At 39.6% G+C, this 20,348-nt stretch carries 14 protein-coding genes; all 14 read right to left on the bottom strand.

Going from position 1 to position 20,348, the window contains the following annotated elements; genetic code table 11:
- Window positions 1–10 precede the first annotated feature (10 nt).
- The 14 genes from H8700_RS07055 to H8700_RS06990 all read right to left on the bottom strand — a co-directional run bounded on the left by H8700_RS07055 (window position 11) and on the right by H8700_RS06990 (window position 19,961).
- Window positions 11–2,686: a hypothetical protein gene (locus H8700_RS07055; RefSeq protein WP_249304639.1), complete on the bottom strand. Its 2,676-nt coding sequence runs from the start codon at window positions 2,684–2,686 to the stop codon at window positions 11–13.
- A 58-nt stretch (window positions 2,687–2,744) separates the two neighbouring features.
- Window positions 2,745–5,117, bottom strand: coding sequence for an FHA domain-containing protein (locus tag H8700_RS07050; protein ID WP_249304637.1), 2,373 nt, complete (start codon window positions 5,115–5,117; stop codon window positions 2,745–2,747).
- 23 nt (window positions 5,118–5,140) lie between these two features.
- Entirely contained in the window at window positions 5,141–7,453 is a 2,313-nt protein-coding gene (locus H8700_RS07045) for a serine/threonine protein kinase (RefSeq protein WP_249304634.1), read from the bottom strand.
- Between the two features lie 3 nt (window positions 7,454–7,456).
- On the bottom strand, window positions 7,457–8,581 hold the full coding sequence (locus tag H8700_RS07040; RefSeq protein ID WP_249304632.1) for an FHA domain-containing protein: 1,125 nt from the start codon (window positions 8,579–8,581) through the stop codon (window positions 7,457–7,459).
- 15 nt (window positions 8,582–8,596) lie between these two features.
- Entirely contained in the window at window positions 8,597–9,454 is an 858-nt protein-coding gene (locus tag H8700_RS07035; protein ID WP_249304630.1) for an FHA domain-containing protein, read from the bottom strand.
- 52 nt (window positions 9,455–9,506) lie between these two features.
- On the bottom strand, window positions 9,507–10,493 hold the full coding sequence (locus H8700_RS07030) for a PP2C family protein-serine/threonine phosphatase (protein ID WP_249304627.1): 987 nt from the start codon (window positions 10,491–10,493) through the stop codon (window positions 9,507–9,509).
- 2 nt (window positions 10,494–10,495) lie between these two features.
- Complete coding sequence (locus H8700_RS07025) at window positions 10,496–11,794, bottom strand: FHA domain-containing serine/threonine-protein kinase (protein ID WP_249304625.1); 1,299 nt, start codon at window positions 11,792–11,794, stop codon at window positions 10,496–10,498.
- 23 nt (window positions 11,795–11,817) lie between these two features.
- Window positions 11,818–13,596, bottom strand: a complete 1,779-nt coding sequence (locus tag H8700_RS07020) for an FHA domain-containing protein (RefSeq protein ID WP_249304623.1) — start codon at window positions 13,594–13,596, stop codon at window positions 11,818–11,820.
- On the bottom strand, window positions 13,581–14,216 hold the full coding sequence (locus H8700_RS07015) for an FHA domain-containing protein (RefSeq protein WP_249304620.1): 636 nt from the start codon (window positions 14,214–14,216) through the stop codon (window positions 13,581–13,583). The genes H8700_RS07020 and H8700_RS07015 overlap by 16 nt, the downstream gene beginning before the upstream one ends.
- Before the next feature lie 156 nt (window positions 14,217–14,372).
- Window positions 14,373–15,104 (bottom strand): PP2C family protein-serine/threonine phosphatase, encoded by a 732-nt coding sequence (locus H8700_RS07010; RefSeq protein WP_249304618.1) that lies wholly within the window; start codon window positions 15,102–15,104, stop codon window positions 14,373–14,375.
- A 204-nt stretch (window positions 15,105–15,308) separates the two neighbouring features.
- Window positions 15,309–16,775: a helix-turn-helix domain-containing protein gene (locus tag H8700_RS07005; RefSeq protein WP_249304615.1), complete on the bottom strand. Its 1,467-nt coding sequence runs from the start codon at window positions 16,773–16,775 to the stop codon at window positions 15,309–15,311.
- A gap of 691 nt (window positions 16,776–17,466) precedes the next feature.
- Window positions 17,467–18,396, bottom strand: a complete 930-nt coding sequence (locus tag H8700_RS07000; RefSeq protein ID WP_249304769.1) for a cation diffusion facilitator family transporter — start codon at window positions 18,394–18,396, stop codon at window positions 17,467–17,469.
- Between the two features lie 144 nt (window positions 18,397–18,540).
- Window positions 18,541–19,050 carry a DNA-deoxyinosine glycosylase gene (locus H8700_RS06995; RefSeq protein ID WP_249304612.1) on the bottom strand — a complete coding sequence of 170 codons (510 nt, stop codon included), beginning with the start codon at window positions 19,048–19,050 and terminating at the stop codon, window positions 18,541–18,543.
- Between the two features lie 41 nt (window positions 19,051–19,091).
- Complete coding sequence (locus H8700_RS06990; RefSeq protein WP_249304608.1) at window positions 19,092–19,961, bottom strand: Rpn family recombination-promoting nuclease/putative transposase; 870 nt, start codon at window positions 19,959–19,961, stop codon at window positions 19,092–19,094.
- Between the last annotated feature and the right edge of the window lie 387 nt (window positions 19,962–20,348).

Genomic DNA, 20,348 nt, shown 5'->3' with positions numbered 1-20,348 from the left:
TTCCTCACTTTCATTTGACTGTTAAATAAAATTCGCTGCTTTGATGCTTATATTTATTAAGAAGCTTGCCATTTTTAACAGGTTTTCTCGTACTCCAAAAAGTGATTCTGAATCCATACTTCCCTTTTGGATATTTTCTTCCACCTGCACCAATCAGCTTAAATTTGTTTGTATCAATATATACATACTTATTCTTTGTATTTTTATTTTTTGCTTCTACGGTATAACAGCCTATTTTCTTAGCTATTGCCTTATTTTTAATTGTTAAAGTAAATTTGTTTTTTGCACCATTCACTTTAACCGTAAATTTCGGTGTTGGAATCTCTGTTTTGATCCAAATCGCTATTTTTTTATTTCCTTTTTTTATAACAACCTTGATCTTTTTCGCACTATAATCATTTACCTTAATCGTTCCCTGCTTATTCTTAACACTAACCTTCAAGCATTTCTTTTGACTCGTTTTGCCTTGAGGAATCAATTTGATCTTGGCATTGGCACTAACTGTTATTTTATTTCTTATGGATACAGCAAATGTCTGATTGTTCTTAACTTTTTTTCCATTGATTGTAATCTCTGGAATCGGAGTCGCTGTTGGGGTTGGTGTTTCCGTCTGCTGTGTTGGTGCAGGTGTAGATGGTAGCAACGGATTTTTTGTCGGTGAGGGTGATGGATCTAATGGGTTATTAGATGGGGATGGATTATCCTTCTTTGCTGTTACTGTAAAGTAACACGTATCCTCACCATCTTGATAATTATCTGTCTCTGCTACTTTTGCTTTTAATGTATAGTCTCCTACCTCTAAGTTTCTCAATTCAGAGACATCTGTCAATTTTACGTAGTCTGCACCTTCTTCGTTCTTTTTCGCATAATAAGTTACTTCACCATTTTCTGGATTTTTCTCTATTTCCGGAAATTCTATATTTTCATCTCCTTGCGTCCAGCTTGTTGACCAATCTGTTTTGATAGTAGGTTTTATGGTTGCCTTCGCAATTGTAAATTCGGCAGTATCTTCTCCTGATGCATATGTATCTTTCACTGGAACTACTACTTTTACATAATAGGTTCCTGCATTCTTTGGTGCTTCTCCGTCTTTCGCTGCACCATTAGCTTTTGTTGTTTCTTTTGTGCAATCTGCATCTGTGTAATATGAATAAACAAAATCTCCTGATACATATTTCGTTGTTATATCATCGTTTCCAGCTTTAATGATTGTACTTGGAGAATTTGCTTCACTTTCAAAAATCCAGCCATCCATAGCTACTGTAACTTTTATCGCTTTCTTAGCTGTTACCGTAAAGTCACACGTATCCTCACCATCTTTATAATTATCTGTCTCTGCTACTTTTGCTTTTAATGTATAGTCTCCTGCATCTAAGTTTCTCAATTTAGATACATCTGTCAGTTTATTATACTTTGTATCATCTTCTTCTCGCTTTTTTGCATAATAAGTCACTTCACCATTTTCTGGATTTTTCTCTATTTCCGGAAATTCTATATTTTCATCTCCTTGCGTCCAGCTTGTTGACCAATCTGTTTTGATAGTAGGTTTTATGGTTGCCTTCGCAATTGTAAATTTAGCAGTATCTTCTCCTGATGCATATGTATCTTTCACTGGAACTACTACTTTTACATAATACGTTCCTGCATTCTTGGGTACTTCTCCGTCTTTCGCTGCACCATTAGCTGTTGTCGTTTCTTTTGTGCAATTTGCATCTGTGTAATATGAATAAACAAAATCTCCTGATGCATATTTCGTTGTTATATCATCGTTTCCAGCTTTAATGATTGTACTTGGAGAATTTGCTTCACTTTCAAAAATCCAGCCATCCATAGCTACTGTAACTTTTATCGCTTTCTTAGCTGTTACTGTAAAGTTTAATGTTGTAGCTGTTTCTCCTGCACTATGATTCATTGATGCTGCTACAATTGCTTTGATCGTATATTCGCCCGGATCTAAATTCTGCAAATCTGTTTCTGTCAATTCTTTATATTCTGTATCTGGCTCTGACTTCTTTTTCACACTATACGTCACCGTACCATTTCCCGGATTGCTGCATTCTGCCAATTCCGGTAATTTTATATTTGTATCTCCTTGTGTCCATTCACTAGTCCAGCCAAATTGAAATGCAGGTGTTATAGATGCTTTTTCAATTGTAAATTCCTTTTCTATCGAAATTGGAGTACCATCATTTTGAACACTTGCAGTATTTTCAGATCCACTACTACTCGTTTCAACACTTGCAATTACTTTATAAGTTCCTGCATCTGTAGGACTTTTCCCCTCACCCAAATTAACATATGTATCATTTGTAACTTTCTTCTGATATTGTATTGCAAGTTTAATCCCCATATCTTCCAATTGTGTCTTAACAGAACTGTCTTTAGTTGCTGTTATTGACGTGCTATTCTTTCCACTTACCGTTGTTGCAACAATTATCGCAGGATGCTCTTTTCCATCATAAATCTCATCCGTATTGCCTAATTGAATCGTTACAGATTCTACACATCCAGAATCAGAACAACTGGCAGTAATAGTATTATTATCTGATCTTGCATACGTCCAGTTGTGTGCATTAGCATCTGAATTTCCACTTTCTCCCTCTGCTCGTGCCGGCACGGCACACAAATTCAGCACCATCACCACCGCCAGCACATATGCCAGCACTCTTTTCTGTCTTATCTTCATAGTTTTCTTCCTTTCCGTAACCCTTCGTTACTTTATGCTTTATCGTTCTTTATGATTGCTATCTTCTATCTTTCTTCAGATTGTGGAGCATGATCACGCTGATGATTCCGCAGATCACAGCCACGACACCGAGGATTTCCCAGGTGTGTGCCAGATGCCCCAAGCCTCTGTTGTAGAAATCATTGTGCTGCACCGGCTGGTTCGGTATTCCGCTGTCGAGTGCATTTAAATTCGTTATATTGCCAAGACCCTCCATTGCCCAGCGGCTTACGGTTACTAATGAAATCTTCTTTGACATTCCTTTCAATTCGAAGAGAACACCGGAGAAGAGTAACTGTATGATCAGGACAAACGGTGCGATCGCCATTGCCCGGTCGCCATTTCTGACAACTGCCGATACGATCAGTCCCATGGCTGCCGAAGCATAGATCGTCAGAAACATCGTTACCCAGATCTCTAACTGCGGTGTCGGCATAAAGAGGGCTTTCTTTGGTGCATGTTTCATCAGACACAGGAAAACCGTTGTCAGGATCGTCGCCTGCGTCAGACAGATCACCCCTTGTACGATATATTTGGAAATGATATATGTCCAAAGCCTTAAATTTCCCATGTATTCACGTTTTAAGATCGGTCGTTCCTTACAGATCTCCTGAATCGTATTGAAAAGTCCGATCCAGATACCGGAGCACGATAACGCAAACATGATCGACTGTGTCGCACCAAAGACTTTAAAAGTCTCGGACTTTGCAACGACTTTTAGCAAAAGTGCGATCAAAAGCGGCTGCATCAGTAAAAGCGTCAGCCTTTGCTTATCGTTCCAGATCAGTTCAAAATATCTGGCGGTAAGCACTCCTAACTGCTTGATCGCAGATACCTGCTTTGCTGCTTTCTTTGGTGTCGGTCTTTCCTGCGGTGTCTGCGCTTTCTGTCTGTATTCTTCGATATAATTTTGCAAATACAGACGGTTCCAGCTATCCACATTGCCGGCAAGCTCGTCATATACTTCTACGAGATCCTTTTTCCCGAAGTAGGAAGTGATCTCCGATGGGGCACCACAATAACAGATCTTTCCACCCGGTCCCATGAAAATGACTTTGTCACACAGATGAATGCTCTGTGTCGTGTGGGTTACCATGATGATCGTCTTACCTTCGGTCTTAGAAAGTTTTGCTAAGGTATGCATCAGACTTTGTTCGGTATCGGGATCTAGTCCCGATGTCGGTTCGTCTAAGAAGAAAAGTCCGGGATCTGCAAGCATCTCGACTGCGATACTGGCTCGCTTCTTTTGACCTCCGCTTAACTTTCGGATATAAGTTTGTGCATGTTCTTCTAAGTCAACCATTTGCAATACCTTTGTGATACGAAGAAGCATCTCTGACTTACTCGTATCAGGCGGCATCTTCATTTTAGCTGTATAGTAAAGCATCTTTTTTAATGTCAGATTTTCATAAATGATATCCTGCTGTGGCACGAAACCGATCATGTTTTTCATCGTGTTAAAGTTCTTTTGCAAATCTATTCCGTTACAAAAGATCTTGCCGGTAATCTCGCTGTCAAAACCACTCATGGCATTCATAACCGTTGTCTTTCCGGCACCGGAACCACCGATGATTGCTACGAACTCATTGCTTCCGATATCACAAAAGACACGGTCTAAGATCTTCTTTCGGTTCTTGTTAGAACCTACAATCTTATCTACATTTTGCATCGAAAGCGAGATACCGTTCATCGCATTCTGGTACAAAAGCTGGCCATTCAGGATAAAGAATAAAGAATTGGCAATCTGGATCAGATCTTTTTCACCGACCTGACAGCTTCCCATGACACGCTCACCATTGACATAGACACCGTTCGTACTGCTATAATCAGCGATCATATATTGACCATACTCTTTCTTGATCGCTGCATGTTTTCTTGAAAAACTGCTGCTGTCAAGTGCGATCGTATTCCTTGGATCTCGTCCGATCGTTGTGATCCCTTCCTGTAACGGTACGCACTTCCAGGCACTTTTGTTTTCCGAATTTGTAAAGATCATCGCAACCGATGCTCCTGTATTATGATCCGGTGATTCGATACGCAGGATCATGTCGGCTGCATTCTTATGATAATAACGTTTTGCATCCATTCGGATATAGGTGTTGTTTTCTAAAATCCATGTACCGGTTGTGCTTCCCATATCAGCAATATACATATCACTTCCAGTCATCTTGATCTTGCCATGCACAGGGGATACAACATTGCCTGCCGGAATTGTAATGTCGCAGTTTGCTTCATCACAACCAAAATACAACCGGTCTTTGTCAAAAAGACTCAGATCGTATTCATACATTTCTCCGTTTGCCAGTATGATCAATCGGTTTGCCTGTCTGGTATCGGTACTGTTGATATTGCCCAGATACGTTGTCGGTTCCAGCTGTTCTATTTTTGCCATAATCTTTCTCCGTCATTTGTAGCTTATTTTTGTTCTCCAAGATATGTTGCACAGATATCGTTGATCTCTTTTTCGGTATATCCGGCAGCACGATCAAAATTTGTAAGTCTGTTCGCATAATTGCTGATATTACCGGTTCCTTTTCCAAGCAGAATGCAAGCCTGTGAACGGTCGATCAGTTTCTTGATCTTAGTCTGTCTTGCATTGTTTCCTGTCTGGAAGAATGTCTCAAATTTCTGCTTACGGATCGGATATGCATCATTTGCACTGACCTTTACATCCGACTGGTCAAGCAGACACCAGAGCAGTCTCTTACAGATCAGCTGACTGTTCTTATCGGACTTTGCCGAAATCGCATATTTATCTGCATATGAGATCAGCATTTTATCATCTACAGTGGCTGCATATGTGACATACGCTAACTGCTTTAATGCATCATTGCTTCCATTTAGTTTAGAACGGTACCCGGCACCGGCAAGAGCACTGCTGCCATATAATCCGGATGGTTTGCCGTCAAAGATCCATGGCTTGCCGTTTGCTTTTTGGTTCATTGTGCTAAACTGTGTCATCTTTCCCGCAAATGCACCATCAAAATTTAATGTGCCTTTCTTATAATCAAAGCCTTCCCGATTGGTTAAGAATGTTGCAATCGTACTAAAGTAGGCATCTGAATATGTAATCTCCTGCTCATTATTTGCTTCGATCACATCTTTGATCTCTATCGTATCTTTTTTGCGGTCAGCAAAAGAACTGCTGCTCATTCCTGCTTTCTTTTTTATCTGCTCATCCATGGCAGATGTGTCATAAACATAAAGCTGTAAGACATCCAAAGCTGTCGGCATTTCTTTATAGTTTTTAAAATACGTCGGATACTGTGACATATACAGATATTGCGAAGTATCGATCGTATCATAGATATCTTTTAAGGAAGTAAGCGAATACTGCTCTGGATCAGCAACCCGATCCGATAAGAACATATCCGGGAATTCTTTCGTTCCTTTCGTTGCCTGTAATGCTGCATCCATCGTTCCATAAGATGTCTCTGTTGTGACATCTACGACTTTGATCTTATCTCTGACTTTTGCATTTTCCTTTTTGATCTTTGTCAGCTCTTCTGATTCGCCGCTGACCGGTTCGGAAAATACTTCTGCAATATCGCTGTTGATCTCCTCTTTTACATCTGCATTGTCAACCCATACTACGACTTCCTCTGACTTGATCGATGAATCGATCAATGGATTTGTCTTCTTCCAGACCGTCTGGAAAAGCCCGATCACAACGAGGATTGCTAATGTCAGGGAAACCGAAAGTCCGATCATCCAGTTTCTTTTTCTCTTTCTCTTTTTTAACTTGACTTTCGGATATTCTGCAATCCTTTTTCCTTCGATCGCATCCGATAACTGCTGGATATTCTGGAAGCGGAGCTCCGGTTTGACCGCCAATGCTTCCATGATCGCACGGTCAAAGTTACTATCTATCTTGATTCCTAATTCCAATGGGGATTTTAATTCATCTTTATATTCACGCTCTGTCGATTCTACCGGTTTGATTCCGGTAACCATCTGATACAGGATCGCACCGATTGAATAAATATCGGTATAATACCCTTGTTTACTCCGGTCACGGTATTGCTCCGGTGCGGAATAACCGACTTTGATCACCTTTTCGCCTGCCATACCTTCTTTGGTACTGTTTAATTGTGCCGCACCAAAGTCAAAGACCTTAACGGATTCATCTCCTGCGATAAAGATATTGTCCGGGCTGATATCCCTGTGAATGATTCCTTTCGCATGAATCTTTTTCACTGCTTCTATAACCGGTGTGATAATACTTAATACCGTATCCATATCATGAATTCTGCCCTGCTTTTCTAAGTAATCTTTTAAAAGCACACCATCAATGTATTCCATGATGATATAAGCAGTATTGTTTTCTTCAAAATAATCATAGACATTTACAATGTCTTTTGCCTTGCCAAACTGGGCAATACTTTGTGCTTCTACCATGAAACGTTTTAATTGTTCCTGATATTGTGTCTTTTTCTCTCCTGACAGTAAGCCGACTCTTCTTTCTCCCGGTGCACGGTTTACAAGTCCTGCCGGATAAAATTCCTTGACTGCTACGATCACGCCTAATGTCGTATCATAACATTTGTAGGTGATACCAAAACCACCCATACCGATCACGGTACCTACGATAAAATGATTTCCAAGAATAGTTCCCGGAACTAAATAGTGCGGCTGGCTTGGAGGTGTCCCCTCTGCATATCCGCAGAAGGGGCATACTTCATATTTGCCTTTGACACTAAAGCAATTCATACATAATTCACTTGCCATAGTTTACTCCAATCTAAATTCGTTATCTTCATCTCCGATATCGATCACTGTACCGGGCTGTAACATGATCTCGATATTCTGTGGAAGGCAGTCCGCCTGTCCGTGAATAAAGCTTCCATTGCTGGAACGATCCAAAAAACCATACTGCTGTTTGCTTTCATGCCATGTGATCATACAATGATGTCTGCTGACTCTCGGTGCATCGGTAAAGACCAGATCATTACTTGCATCGCGTCCTAACCGGATTGATTCTTCTGCCCGAAACGGGATCTCGGCACCGGCATACATTCCGCGTATACCGACTAACACACCTCTTGGTACACCCGGCTGGTATGGTGCTGCGACCGGTTCTTCCTCCTCGATCAGAGCTTCTGTTACCATATCCTGTGGCTCTGCAACAGTTCCCGGTATGTTTTGTGGTGCGATTGGCTGAGCCGGAATATTTGCATCTGGCATCATGCCATTGTCTCCCGGTATATTCTGTGGCATGATTGGCTGAGCCGGAATATTTGCATCCGGCATCATGCCATTGTCTCCCGGTATGTTCTGCGGCATGACTGGCTGATCTGACACCGGCTGGTTAGACGGATCTGCTTCATCTAAGAAGGTATACTTTGATTCAATCTGTTCCTTACGAATCTCTTCCACATCCGGTATCACAAGATCTTTTTTCTTTTGCAAACGAGGTTTTACAAAGAACCCTGCTACTCCTAATGCCGCTGCGATTCCTGATGATGCCAGATAAGCATATAAAGCCCATCCGTTTAAGAATTCCTGTGCATCATTTTTGGCTTTTGGCCATAAGATACTGCCTTTGACGGCAAGCAGGATATAACATGCACATACAAGAATCGCTAAGATCCCACTGAGATTCTGACGGATTCCGCCGACAATACCGATCACACCGCCTACCAAAGCAAGCAACATCGGAAGCAGAATACAAATGCCAAGAATGATCAGTTGTTTCTTACTGTCACCGGCGTACTGTGTGATGTATTTCCATGCCGTATAATTCTGGTCACTATAGTTTTCCTGTCGTATGATAGTCAAAGGTGCGATCACGAAAAAGAGACTTACGATCATGCACAAACCACCAAGTACACGAATTGTCTTTGCAGCTCGATTCATATTTCTCACCTCTCGCTATGATCTGTGTTTCAAAATGTCTGTCCAGTTGAACTGCTCTCCGCAAAGCGGCATAAAGATCAGATTGACTTCACCGATCGTAATCTTGTCATATGCTTTTAATTTCATCGGACTTAATACGACTTCATCATTCAGATAAACTAATTCGCTTGATTCACCCGGCTGTACCAGATATAAATGCTGCTTTGGCTCATAGACAACGATTGCGTGTTTGTTTCTTGATACGCTCTTATCTCCAACTAATGCAACATCCATCTTACTGTCTCGTCCAATAAAGTTCTTGCCGACTTTCAGATGGAAATCCTGTCCTAAATGGTTACCGTTGATTGCGATAAGCCAGCCGGTGCAAGGAGTTGTTACCGGCTGTGGTGTTGACGGCATTTGTACATTAGAAGCTGCTGTGGTTTTTGCTGTAGCAGATGAAGTTTCCGGTGTAAATAATTCCTGATAGTCATAAATACCAATTGTATGATCATCATCCTCATCATCTGCTGCCACATTATTCATAACCGGCGCTGTCTGGATCTCAACACCTGTTGCAACGCCGCCACTAAAAGCATTATTTCCTGTTGCAACAGTTTCCGATGCATCCCGCATAAACTGCTGGCTGCCGTTCTGTGTCACATTGACATTCTGTGGCTGGATGTTTCCCATTCCTGTATCATTATTATTAAATCCTCCTGTGTTAAAATCGGATGGATCTAATGGTTCCGTTGCTCCGACACCATCTAATTCTTCTGTTACAAAAGCCTGTGTCACATCTTCTGCTGTTTGCACGCCTGCTGCGCAATGAGGGCATGTAGCGTACTTTTCTTTGTCATAAAAGTGTCCATTTTCACATCTGCATAAGTTCATAGTAATTCTCCTTTTCCGAATAGACAGAACGAAAAACTTTATAAGCTTTCTTCTATCTTTCTCTTGTAATTGTAGTTTCTTTATATTGTAAAATAGCAACGGACGTATTATCCTGCGAATGCGTATTCTGACGCACTGCTGCCATTACTAAATTCTCTGCTTTCTTTTGCATAGATACGTTAGGATTGTTAATGATCTCCTTGATCTGTCCATCCGGTAATGTCTTAGTGATCCCATCGCTGCAAAGCATCACAACATCTCCGTATTGCATCTCAAACGGTGTATCATTGACATCCATCAGACTGACATTTCCAATTCCCAAAAAGCTGATCAAAGCTTCTTTCTGTTTCTTTGCCTGTGCTTCCTGTAAACTCATCTGACCGCTGTTTACCATTTCCTGTAAACGAAGCATATAGTTGTGATCTCTTGTAACCTGAATCATCTCATTGCTTCTAAGAATGTAGATACGGCTGTCACCCACCGATGCCCAGTAAAGCTTATTATCCTCTGCGATCACGGCAACCATCGTCGTGCCGGAACCCTTTCCCCCTTCTTTTGGAAAGTCATGGATCGTACGGTCGATCGCTTTGATTCCCTGGCGGAAAAATAGAGGGATGTTGACATTTGGTTCTTTTTCAATCTTTTGAAATCCCTTTTTTAACATCTCTATTCCGGTACGGCTTGCTTTTCCGCCATCTGCCATACCACCCATACCATCACATACAACTGCCAACACCCTAGTCTTTTTATTTGCTGACAGCTTTTTGCCGGGTGATACATAGACCGCATCCTGCTGGTATTTTCTATTTCCTGTGTCTGTATATGACAAAGTGATCAACTCCGGTACGGTACGAACCACATGATGCGAAGCCTGTACTTCCGGTGAATGCATTCCGGCCGGTCTACCTGTCATTCGTGCATTTGCCCCAGAACCTGACTGCATGGAATGACTTGTCATTCCACTATTGGCGATTGCACCCGACTGCATGAAATGACCTTCCGTTTCATTTTTCTTTGCCTCTTTTTTTCTTCCAAACACGATTAATTCACCTCCATCTTGAAACGATATTTATCGGAAACCAGGAAAATCTCAGATCCCATCATTAGTCGCTGAAACCTGTTTTTCCCGATAAGTCCCATTGCTGTATAAGTCCCATTGCTCGAATAATCCGTCACATAAATCGCGTTTTCCAAAGCTTCATAACGGATAGAGCAATGTACTCTGCTGATCATGCCATCTTCAATGCAAATGTCGCATTCCGACATTGACCTGCCGATACGAACAGTCCGCCCCGGCAGCATATGCCATTTTCGAACCATTTTTCCATTCTGGTAAAAATACATATGTGCTTTTGGTGTTTCGCTAGAAAGTACCGCATTACGAAATAACTCTAAGAACCGGCCCATATTTTGCGGACGTTTTGTATAGTCCATATCCAGACAGGTATTGATCACATTACTGACTGCCTGTGGTACATTACTTTGTCTGTCATGCAGGCTTTTCATCGTCATGCCGGAACATCTTTCATTTGCCGTAAGCGGCTTTTTGCCACTCAGCACATAATAATAGGTTGCTGCCAGTGCATAAATATCTGACCATGGTCCCTGATTACCTGACCGTGAATACTGCTCTAACGGTGAAAAACCTGTTTTTACAAGTACAGACATATCCACTGTCTCATTCGATACATATTGACGCGTAGCACCAAAGTCGATCAGCTTCATGTTTCCGTCTTTTGTCAGCATGATATTATCCGGACTGATATCCCGATGAAGCAGTCCTTTCTTGTGAATATAGCCAAGCGCGGATGCCATGTTAAAGATCATCCGGTTTGCCTCGTCATAAGATAAAGGCTTTTTTTGCTTCATGATATGCTGTGCTAATGTTTCTCCTTCGACATACTCCATCACCAGATATGCTGTCTGGTTCTCCTGAAAGAAATCACTTACATTGACCACTGCACTGTTATCCCGCAGACCATATAAAATTTTGGCTTCATTCAAAAAGACTTCCAGCCCATGCCGGTAATTTGCCTCAAACCTGCTGTCTGTAAGCATCACTCTCTTGGTCATTGGCAATCTTTTTACCCATTCTCCCGGAAAATATTCCTTTATGGCACAGATCCTGCTATACCTCCGGTCCATACAAAGATAGGTAATACCAAAGCCACCGGTTCCAAGTACTCTGCCGACCGTATACGTTCCATGAAGATCATCTCCGACTGACAGACTTCTTTCATCCTGTGTAACGGTCAGCGAATAACCGCATGCCTTACAATGTGTCTCCTGTGGAGAACAAAGTTCAAAACAATTAGGACAATATACAATCTGCCTATTCATTTCTTATCATCCCCCGGTACTTTCTATAAATTATCTTCAGCATCATTTACAGTATGGAAGACAAACTTCTCACGACCTGCTGTGATCACATCACCGTCTAAAAGCATTCTTCTTGCCGTGATCTTGACACCATTCACAAAAGTGTCATTTGTCGTTTCTAAGTCTTCTATGTAACAAGCCATCTTGGTAACCTCGATGACAAAATGCTGTCTGGATAAACGGTCATCATCAAAGAAAATATTACAGATATCAGAACGTCCGACAAAAATACTTCCTTCGACATTCCACTCTACATCTTTGACCGTTCCTTTCCGGTCCGTGATCGTTAAACGTATCTTCTTTGTATCTGCTTTGACTAAGTCTTTTGCATCTACCTCTACTATTTTTCCCGGTTTCTTCTTGATAATGATGATCACTATGATTCCCACCACTAAAACGATAACGATCAATAAGATCCACCAATACTTTTGTATCAATTCTTTTTGCTTTTCTTTGGAAGCATCTAATCCCTTAAAATGAAAACCGTACTTTTCAGTGATCGCATTGGCTTCCTGTGTGTCATCTGTGATATTGTTACAGCTTAAAACATAATCATCGGTATACAACTTCTGTGCAAAGTCCATCGTAACTTCATTTGACACCTGATTATAGGTAACTTTTTCTACCTTCCAGTTTGTATCGCCCTTTTTGGTTCGTACTGTATAATTTTCCGCTTTATCTGCGCCAACGATCGCACTGCTGTCATCTGTGATCTTAAAAGTGATCGACTTTGCCGTCTTCTTTTTGATATCAGAAATGACCGGTGCCTGTGTATCAGCAGTATTTTGTGTATAAACAAAAGCTCTTTCAAGATCAACCGCTGTATTTGTCTCTGTCAGAGAAAGCGTTGCACCTTCTACCGTACGGTTCGTATCTGCCTGCATTCGTAAAACATAGGTATCTTTCTTTAATGTCTTATTCCATATTTTAAAACGGTTCTTTACAAACTTCTTTAAATCCCCGGCTTCATACTTATCACAATATCCATGTCCGTTACCGGTGCTAAGCATATTTTCGGTTGCTTTCATCTTTTTCTTGTCCGGCTTGGCACTCACATTTTTAAAAAGCATGCCATAAACCGGTACATGGGAATCCTGTACGGATTTTAATGTCTGTTCTTTGCTGTTATTTCTCCCGATCGAATCATCTTCTCCGTCTGTCAGTAAAAGAACAACCGTTCTTACAGAAGGGGTTGCATTCGAAAACTCTCCCAGTACGGTATTCAAAGAACGATATAACACGGTCTTATTCTTGTTGCGTTTGATCTTAGCAAGTTTTTTACTGTCTGTAGCGGCTTCTTTCTTTCCCTGTGAATCAACCACTTTTACCATGTTGTCATTGGATCCTTTGGCACCGACTGTATAAACAGTCATCGCATCCTGCTCTCTCATGCTCTTTCTAAGTTTTTGCAATTGCTTCTTTGCCTCTGCAAATTGCTTTTCATCTACCGACTTAGAATTGTCGATCAATACAATATACCGGATTCCTTCCTGACTCTGTGCAAAGGAAACACATTCGGTCTGCGTAAGCTTTCTTTCTTCGCCATTTCCTTTTACACTTCCGTTAAACACCATTGCTTTGTCAGCATTCTTTCCTGTCACATAGACCGATACATTTGGTGCTGCACCATTTGCCTGTTCAATCACATAGGGATCTGTATAAATATCTGATTTTGCAAATACTGTATTAGCAGCAGCATTGCAAACTCCCATGCATATGATCATCATCAAAATGTACTTTATTTTTCCTACTCTTCTTCCCATTGTCTGTCCTCCTTGCAAAATGGTATGAATATCAGCTTCGTCTCTCCAAGCTGGATACAGTCTCCTTCTTTAAGCTTCTGACTGCTTTCTACAACCTGATCATTGCAATAGATGCTGTTTCCATTCTCTGCGGCAACATAATATCCGTGTCCTTTTGGATCATATGTCACAGAACCATGTTTGTCTCTTGCGATCGTTTTATCATCCGGCAGGACAATATCCATAGAAGTCGCCCTTCCGATAAAGTTCTTACCGGAATGCAGCCGAAAGTCACTTCCCTTCACTTCGCCATTGACTGCGACAAGCCAGCCGACAACCGGCTTTTTACTTCCCATCTGTCCAAAGAAGCCAAACGAAACAGTCCGATCATCATCCTCTTCTTCCCCATCCGAACCGGATGCTTTCAGCATTGCATCAGTTTTTGTATGACCACCGCCTTGGATCAGACTGCTTAATTCTTCTCCGAGCGATACATCCACTTCAGCAATAGATACCGTCTTATCATCTTCTTCTACGCTGTCTATCGTCAAACTCAATTGTTCACTTTCTCTTTTACAATGCGGACAATAAGAGTACATTTTGGCATCATACCAATGTCCGTTTTTACATTTTTTAACCATTTTGCTGTCTTCTCCTCTGTTTTTTGTATTTTTATCTGACTGTATTTTTTAATACGAAATAAAATCCATTCACTTACTTTCTTTTTCCTCTTTCAAAATAATTCTATTTGTTTTGTACTTTTATTTTTCTTCCATTTACTTTTGTCTGCTGCCTGCTTATTCATGCATAAACACGGCAATTGCGGAATAATTATCCATATTCGTTCCTAACCCGTTTTTTAAGACGATTTCTCTCATCTTTTCTAACCACTCTCGCGGTGTTTTCGATTTCTTCAATGTTTTACACATCATTTTTTCATCGATCAGTTCCCAAAAACCATCACTGCATAGCAAAAAAGCACTTTTATCTGTAAGCATAACAGGTTCACTGATCTGATACTTTGGTGTACTCCATTCCACTCCCATTACACGAAGCAGACGACTTCTGTCTTCGTGATGGCGAATGTCTTTTTCTTTAATATCTCCGTTGTTGACTAACATCTGTGGCACGCTGTGATCTAATGTCCGCAACTTGTACTTGTTCTTTTCGAAATAATACACACGAGAATCCCCCACATGAGCAAAGCATGCTCTGCCGTTTGAAATCCAAAGCCCTGTCAATGTTGTCTTCATTGAGGATTCTTTCTTTTCAATCCTCTGCTTTCGCAATAGTCCGTTCTGTGCCCGCAAAATACTTTGATCGATTGGCATATGATCTGCCCATGCTTCCATCATTTCCTGTACAACAAAACCGGAGGCCGCATCTCCATCGCCATGTCCGCCTAACCCGTCACACAGGACAAAAAATGCATCCGATCCCTGCACATCACCTGCCAGCGAATCTTCATTCACTCTACGTTCCCCTTTGTCCGTAATACTGTAATAACTGATCCTTGCTTCCATTGCCATATTCGCAGCCTCCGTATTATATTCATATTGAGATTCTGTTATAAAGATTTCTTTGAAAATCTTTTACGAAAATCTTATTGTTTCTTTTGTTTTTTATTTCTGCCATTTGCGATATTCATATAAATTTAGTATAAGATAACTTACTTTTATGCTTCAATATGTGCTACTTACTGTGCTCGTTTTTTTTATTTTTTGCACGAAACGTTACGTTCTCTGATACAATTTATTGATCCACTTTTGAATGATCCTGCTGCTCTTTTCAAGCTCATAGACCAGCCCCATCTCATCCAAGGAATCAAAAAAGTCCTCGAATGCCTCACAAATACTGCTTTCTTCAATAAAAATCACCTTTTGCGGTTTTTTCTCCTGATATTTGATGATCGCTAAGCTTCCATTTTCAAAAAGTTCCATGCTGATTTTTTCCAGTCCAAAATATTGTGAATTGCACAGATATGACTTTCGCTCACCACTCCTGTTGCTTTCTACCATCTTCTCTAAAATGGCAATTCGTTCCCGTACACTAAATCCCTGCTCTTTTTCATTTGCCAGTTCCTGTACCGCCACACAGCCTGTATTACAAAAATACTCCAGACCCTGCTCTGAAAAGACATTAAAGCATTCCTCTTCTTCATTATCAAAAATCTGTCTGGAAATAATATCTGAATATTCTTCACACAGATCAGACTCTAGCATTGTTTTCATTCTCAAAACAGCATCTTCTTCCTTCAAGTGTTGTATGTAATTAGGACAATAACGTATGCTTTTTACCATTTTTCCATAATCCTGTATGGTATCCAGATAAAATCCATTAAAATCTTCTGACTCATTTCCTACTAATACAAATTTCTTCATGTTTTCCTGTGCTTTTTTAAGAGTATCTCTAAACAGACTTATCTGCTTTGCATTTGTAATACAGATCGCACTCGATAAATCCGCATTGTAGAACAAAGCGTATTCTTTTGTCAGTACATAATAGATCCATATCTGACTGACCAGATCCTCCGGCATACAGCTACTGTAAGAGTAATAAGGAACATATTCCTGACGTTCTGATATGATCCATGGAAAAATGTTATGCAGGATCTCTAAGTTGCAATTGGGATTCCGATATCTTTTCGGATTAGAATGTATCGTCAGATAATGATATACCGGAACCTTTTTATAGTAAGACATTGCATATTTTTCCATATACTCAAAAAAATACTGCTTTTCCACCGGAAAATTCGTCAGGATCGTCTGTTTTTTTCCATCTGAAAATGTATTCGATATCAACTGTTCTAACATCCTTTTGCCCTGCAGGCGGTCATTTGTGCTTGCTGCTATCTTAGATATCTCACTGTTTGTCGTAAGTAAAGGCTCTGTTTCTGTATCAACATGATGCATTTGCAAGGCATCCATATCACATAACATCTTCAAAATATAACTTCTATTTTGATACAATTCCTTTCCTATCTTTTCCTTCATATATAATTGCTGCAACTGCTCGTATTCACCCGGTGTAATCCGCAGCACACTGCAAAATCGATCTACAAAATCTTTTGCCGGCAGTCGTTTTCCGGCAATCATCCGATTCAAAGAAGTTCTTTCAATCTTAGCTTCTTTTGCAATTCCGTAAATCGTCATTTCGCAATTATCAATTAATTTTTTACAAAAAATACTAAACTCAGACATTCTTTCATCCTCCAAATATGACTTTTTGATCTCAGCACATGTTGCAAAGAAACCATACCGTTGTCCTTTTTCGTAAAATTTTCCTCATTTTTTGAAGTATAACACAGCAACATTTCCTTTCTTCGTTAACGGTCACAAGTCATACTTTTTCGGTCACAAAAAATGAATCAAAACGACAAATATATTCACACTATGATCATTTTTGTCTCAAATCTACTGTTTTTTATATTTATGAACTTTTAAGCTATACATATAAAATATTATCAGTTATTTGAGTATAATCCTATATGTGCAACTTAGTGTGCATACTTTTATTACTTTTTTGAACGAAACCATTTCGTTATTTTTCTCCTTTCGACACTTTCATCCTATCTTTTTTGTCGGTCTTATTGTCAGAAATGCCATTTTTAACGGATTTCGTGATTTTTTTCTTTTTTTTGACAAAATGACTGCTTTTTATGTCATGTACGTTTACTGTTTTTTCCCTTATACGCAATCCTGACAACTACTTCATACACAAAAAAAAGCTGCTACCTTACGAATTACGCAAAGTAACAGCTTTTTATCACTGTAGTAAAAAAGTGCAAAGCCAGCGCTTTGCACTCCAAGAATTGCTAAAGCAATTCTTGTTGATGTACCTCTACTGCACGAGCAGTTTCCTATTCCATAAAAAAATACAACCTATATTCTATTATTTTTCTTTCTCTGACACTTCCGCTTCACTGGTTTTCCCCTTATAAGGATTCACATGTACCATACAATGTTTTACAAGCACAAATTCCTTTTCAATCGCATCGTGTACCTTTTGTGCTATATCATGTGCTTCGATCAATGTCTGCTTTCCGTCTGCTTCTATTTCCACATCCACATAAATTTTTGAGCCAAACATGCGGGTTTGCAAACTACTGATGCCAAGTACACCATTCTGTGAATAAATGCATTTTTGTAATGCATCGACAACACTATCATCACAAGCTTTATCAACCATTTTATTAACAGCATCCATAAAAATGTCAATAGCAGCTTTCAGAATGAATGCGCAGATCAAAACACTCGCTAACGGATCTAATACCGGATATCCCATACGTGCTCCGATAATACCGATCAAAGCGCCGATTGAAGATAATGCATCCGAGCGATGGTGCCATGCATCTGCTTTTAATGCACTGGAATGAATCTTATCCGCAGCGATTTTTGTATACCAATACATCCATTCTTTAACAACAATGGATATAATCGCTGCAGCCAGGGCAAGCATTCCCGGAACAGCGATCGAACTACTGTTACCGGAAATGATCTTTTCAATACCGGACCATCCAATGCCTGCACCGGTCGCAAAAAGAACGACCGCAAGTACAATAGCAGCAACACATTCCAGTCTCTCATGCCCATATGGATGTTCTTTATCTGCTTTTTTACTTGATATATGTATTCCTATCATCACAATAATTGTACTAAATACATCTGATGCCGAATGAATCGCATCAGAGATCATTGCACCGGAATTGGCAATAATTCCGGCTAAAAGCTTTCCCGCTGACAGCAAAAGATTCACAATGATACTCACTCTCGATACTTTCATCGCCACTTTCTTCTGTGTGTCTGTTTCCTGCTGTGACATTTCCATAATAATCCCCCATTCTATAAAAAACAACCTGCGTATCCATGCAGATTGTTTTTACTTTCATATATATTCCGTTTATTGTAACACATTCCAAATGTTTTGTGAAGAAACTTTATAATATCTCTTTCCACGTATAAAATTTTATAATATCTCTTTCCATGCTTCGCAAAGCCGTTCAAAATCCCATGCTGCATTTGCCGGACTCGTAGATGGTAATTGATGCAGAGGATATCCTTCTACATCTGTAACATATCTCTGGAAAAGCCGGTATGCTTTTGCACCATTTGCATAGATTGCCTGAATTTTGCTGTTTTTTAAGATACTTTGAATATCATTGACTTTCACGTTCCGGATACTGCTATCACTGGAACCTATGATTTCACAGGAATCAATGACATCCCATATAGCAATATGCCGGCTTCGCAACAATCTTTTCTTTTGCTCAATCGTTTTCGGAACTTCCTGTCCGGTAATCTTAGCAATTACTTTCCAAAAACGATTTTGCGGATGCCCATAATAAAATGCCTGTTCTCTGGATTTTACAGATGGAAAGGATCCTAAGATCAAAATTTTAGAGTTTTCATCATATACCGGTTCAAAAGTATGTTTGACCGTTTCATATTGCTTTTTCTTCTGCTTTGTGGATGGCATATATTCTTTCCTCCAGCCTTCATCTGTTTATGTTTACCGGGTTATTTTTCTTCTTCGATAATCTCGCTTGCAATCTTCTTTTCATCCCATTCCGGATGGGCAAGGATCTGCTCTGTCATTTTTTGAATCATATTACAGTCAAATTCCAACAAAGATGCTAATTCTTCAACGGAATACTGTGACATATTTCTTTTTACCTGACGTATTCCTCTTGACAGATCACCTAATTTCTCACCAATCTCTTTTCCTTTTTCTATATTTTCCTGATCCCGCATCAACAATGTCATATATTCCCGCCTCCATTCTTCACTTGCCTTCACAGCATCTATTTCTTTTTCTAACGATTCTGTATATCGGTCCGAAGCTTTTCCATTTTTAAGGAAGTCCATAAATGCATGAAAACCTTTTCCTAGTTTCTCTTCCTGTTTTCCAAATGGATTTATAATAATTTTAACAGAGTCGTCTTCTAATTTCAATTCCTGATCGTCAACACAGATGCTTTCAAAACGATAAAAACATCTTCCCTTTTGAAATGGATCATATCTACAAATAAAGATAACATAGCTTTTCTTTAATTTATTATAATCCTCACCTTTATTTATAATATTCAGATCTATCATTCCCTGATAATAACGTGACCGCTTGGGAAGATTCTTTTCATTTGTAGCCTGTATTTCTATATCATATACTGTATTTTCATCATCCTCTATATAAACATCCAGCCGAATGCTTCTTGCATCATATTGCAAATTAATGGATTTTTGAAGTTCCGGGTATTGGATATCTTTGATCTTCTTTTGCAAGATCATTTCTAATAACGGCTTACACAATTCTTTGTTACTCATAACCGCACCAAACATAAAGTCATCCCATAACTCTAATTCTTCTAATTTTTTATATTTTCTTGTCATTCTACTCCTCCATATTATTTAAAAATGCTTTTCTATACAGAGAAATTTCCAAGCTCTAGATGATATTTCGACTGCTTTTATCTTTATTCACTAAAAACATAGCATGCAAATAAATTATGCTTTTTACATTATAAAATAACATTCTTTCTCTGGTATTTGAAAATTCATTTTTAGCATTACTCAATTTTTAAATTCCATCAGGATACTACTGCCAGATATGCAGTTTAAAAGAAGCCATCGGAAAAATAGTGACACCACACACTATAAAAGCCTATTTCCGATGGCGAAGAAACCAATAGAAAGATCTCGGTTAAAGAATTTTAGATTACGCGTAAAAGATCGTTGCTTTTCTAAAGTATAGCAATTTCATTATGGAGATACTATTGA

The sequence above is a fragment of the Jutongia hominis genome (assembly GCF_014384965.1).
In the GTDB taxonomy this organism is placed as follows: Bacteria; Bacillota; Clostridia; order Lachnospirales; family Lachnospiraceae; genus Butyribacter; species Butyribacter hominis.
Note: the sequence above shows the minus strand (reverse complement) of the source record. Positions and strands in the feature narration are given on the sequence as shown.

Coding starts and splice junctions, on each gene's coding strand:
- H8700_RS07040 (WP_249304632.1), bottom strand. CDS start 8,581: ATGAATCGAGCTGCAAAGACAATTCGTGTACTTGGTGGTTTGTGCATG.
- H8700_RS07005 (WP_249304615.1), bottom strand. CDS start 16,775: ATGTCTGAGTTTAGTATTTTTTGTAAAAAATTAATTGATAATTGCGAA.
- H8700_RS06995 (WP_249304612.1), bottom strand. CDS start 19,050: ATGCCATCCACAAAGCAGAAGAAAAAGCAATATGAAACGGTCAAACAT.
- H8700_RS07045 (WP_249304634.1), bottom strand. CDS start 7,453: ATGGCAAGTGAATTATGTATGAATTGCTTTAGTGTCAAAGGCAAATAT.
- H8700_RS07010 (WP_249304618.1), bottom strand. CDS start 15,104: ATGGCAATGGAAGCAAGGATCAGTTATTACAGTATTACGGACAAAGGG.
- H8700_RS07020 (WP_249304623.1), bottom strand. CDS start 13,596: ATGGGAAGAAGAGTAGGAAAAATAAAGTACATTTTGATGATGATCATA.
- H8700_RS07015 (WP_249304620.1), bottom strand. CDS start 14,216: ATGGTTAAAAAATGTAAAAACGGACATTGGTATGATGCCAAAATGTAC.
- H8700_RS07055 (WP_249304639.1), bottom strand. CDS start 2,686: ATGAAGATAAGACAGAAAAGAGTGCTGGCATATGTGCTGGCGGTGGTG.
- H8700_RS07025 (WP_249304625.1), bottom strand. CDS start 11,794: ATGAATAGGCAGATTGTATATTGTCCTAATTGTTTTGAACTTTGTTCT.
- H8700_RS07035 (WP_249304630.1), bottom strand. CDS start 9,454: ATGAACTTATGCAGATGTGAAAATGGACACTTTTATGACAAAGAAAAG.
- H8700_RS07050 (WP_249304637.1), bottom strand. CDS start 5,117: ATGGCAAAAATAGAACAGCTGGAACCGACAACGTATCTGGGCAATATC.
- H8700_RS06990 (WP_249304608.1), bottom strand. CDS start 19,961: ATGACAAGAAAATATAAAAAATTAGAAGAATTAGAGTTATGGGATGAC.
- H8700_RS07000 (WP_249304769.1), bottom strand. CDS start 18,396: ATGTCACAGCAGGAAACAGACACACAGAAGAAAGTGGCGATGAAAGTA.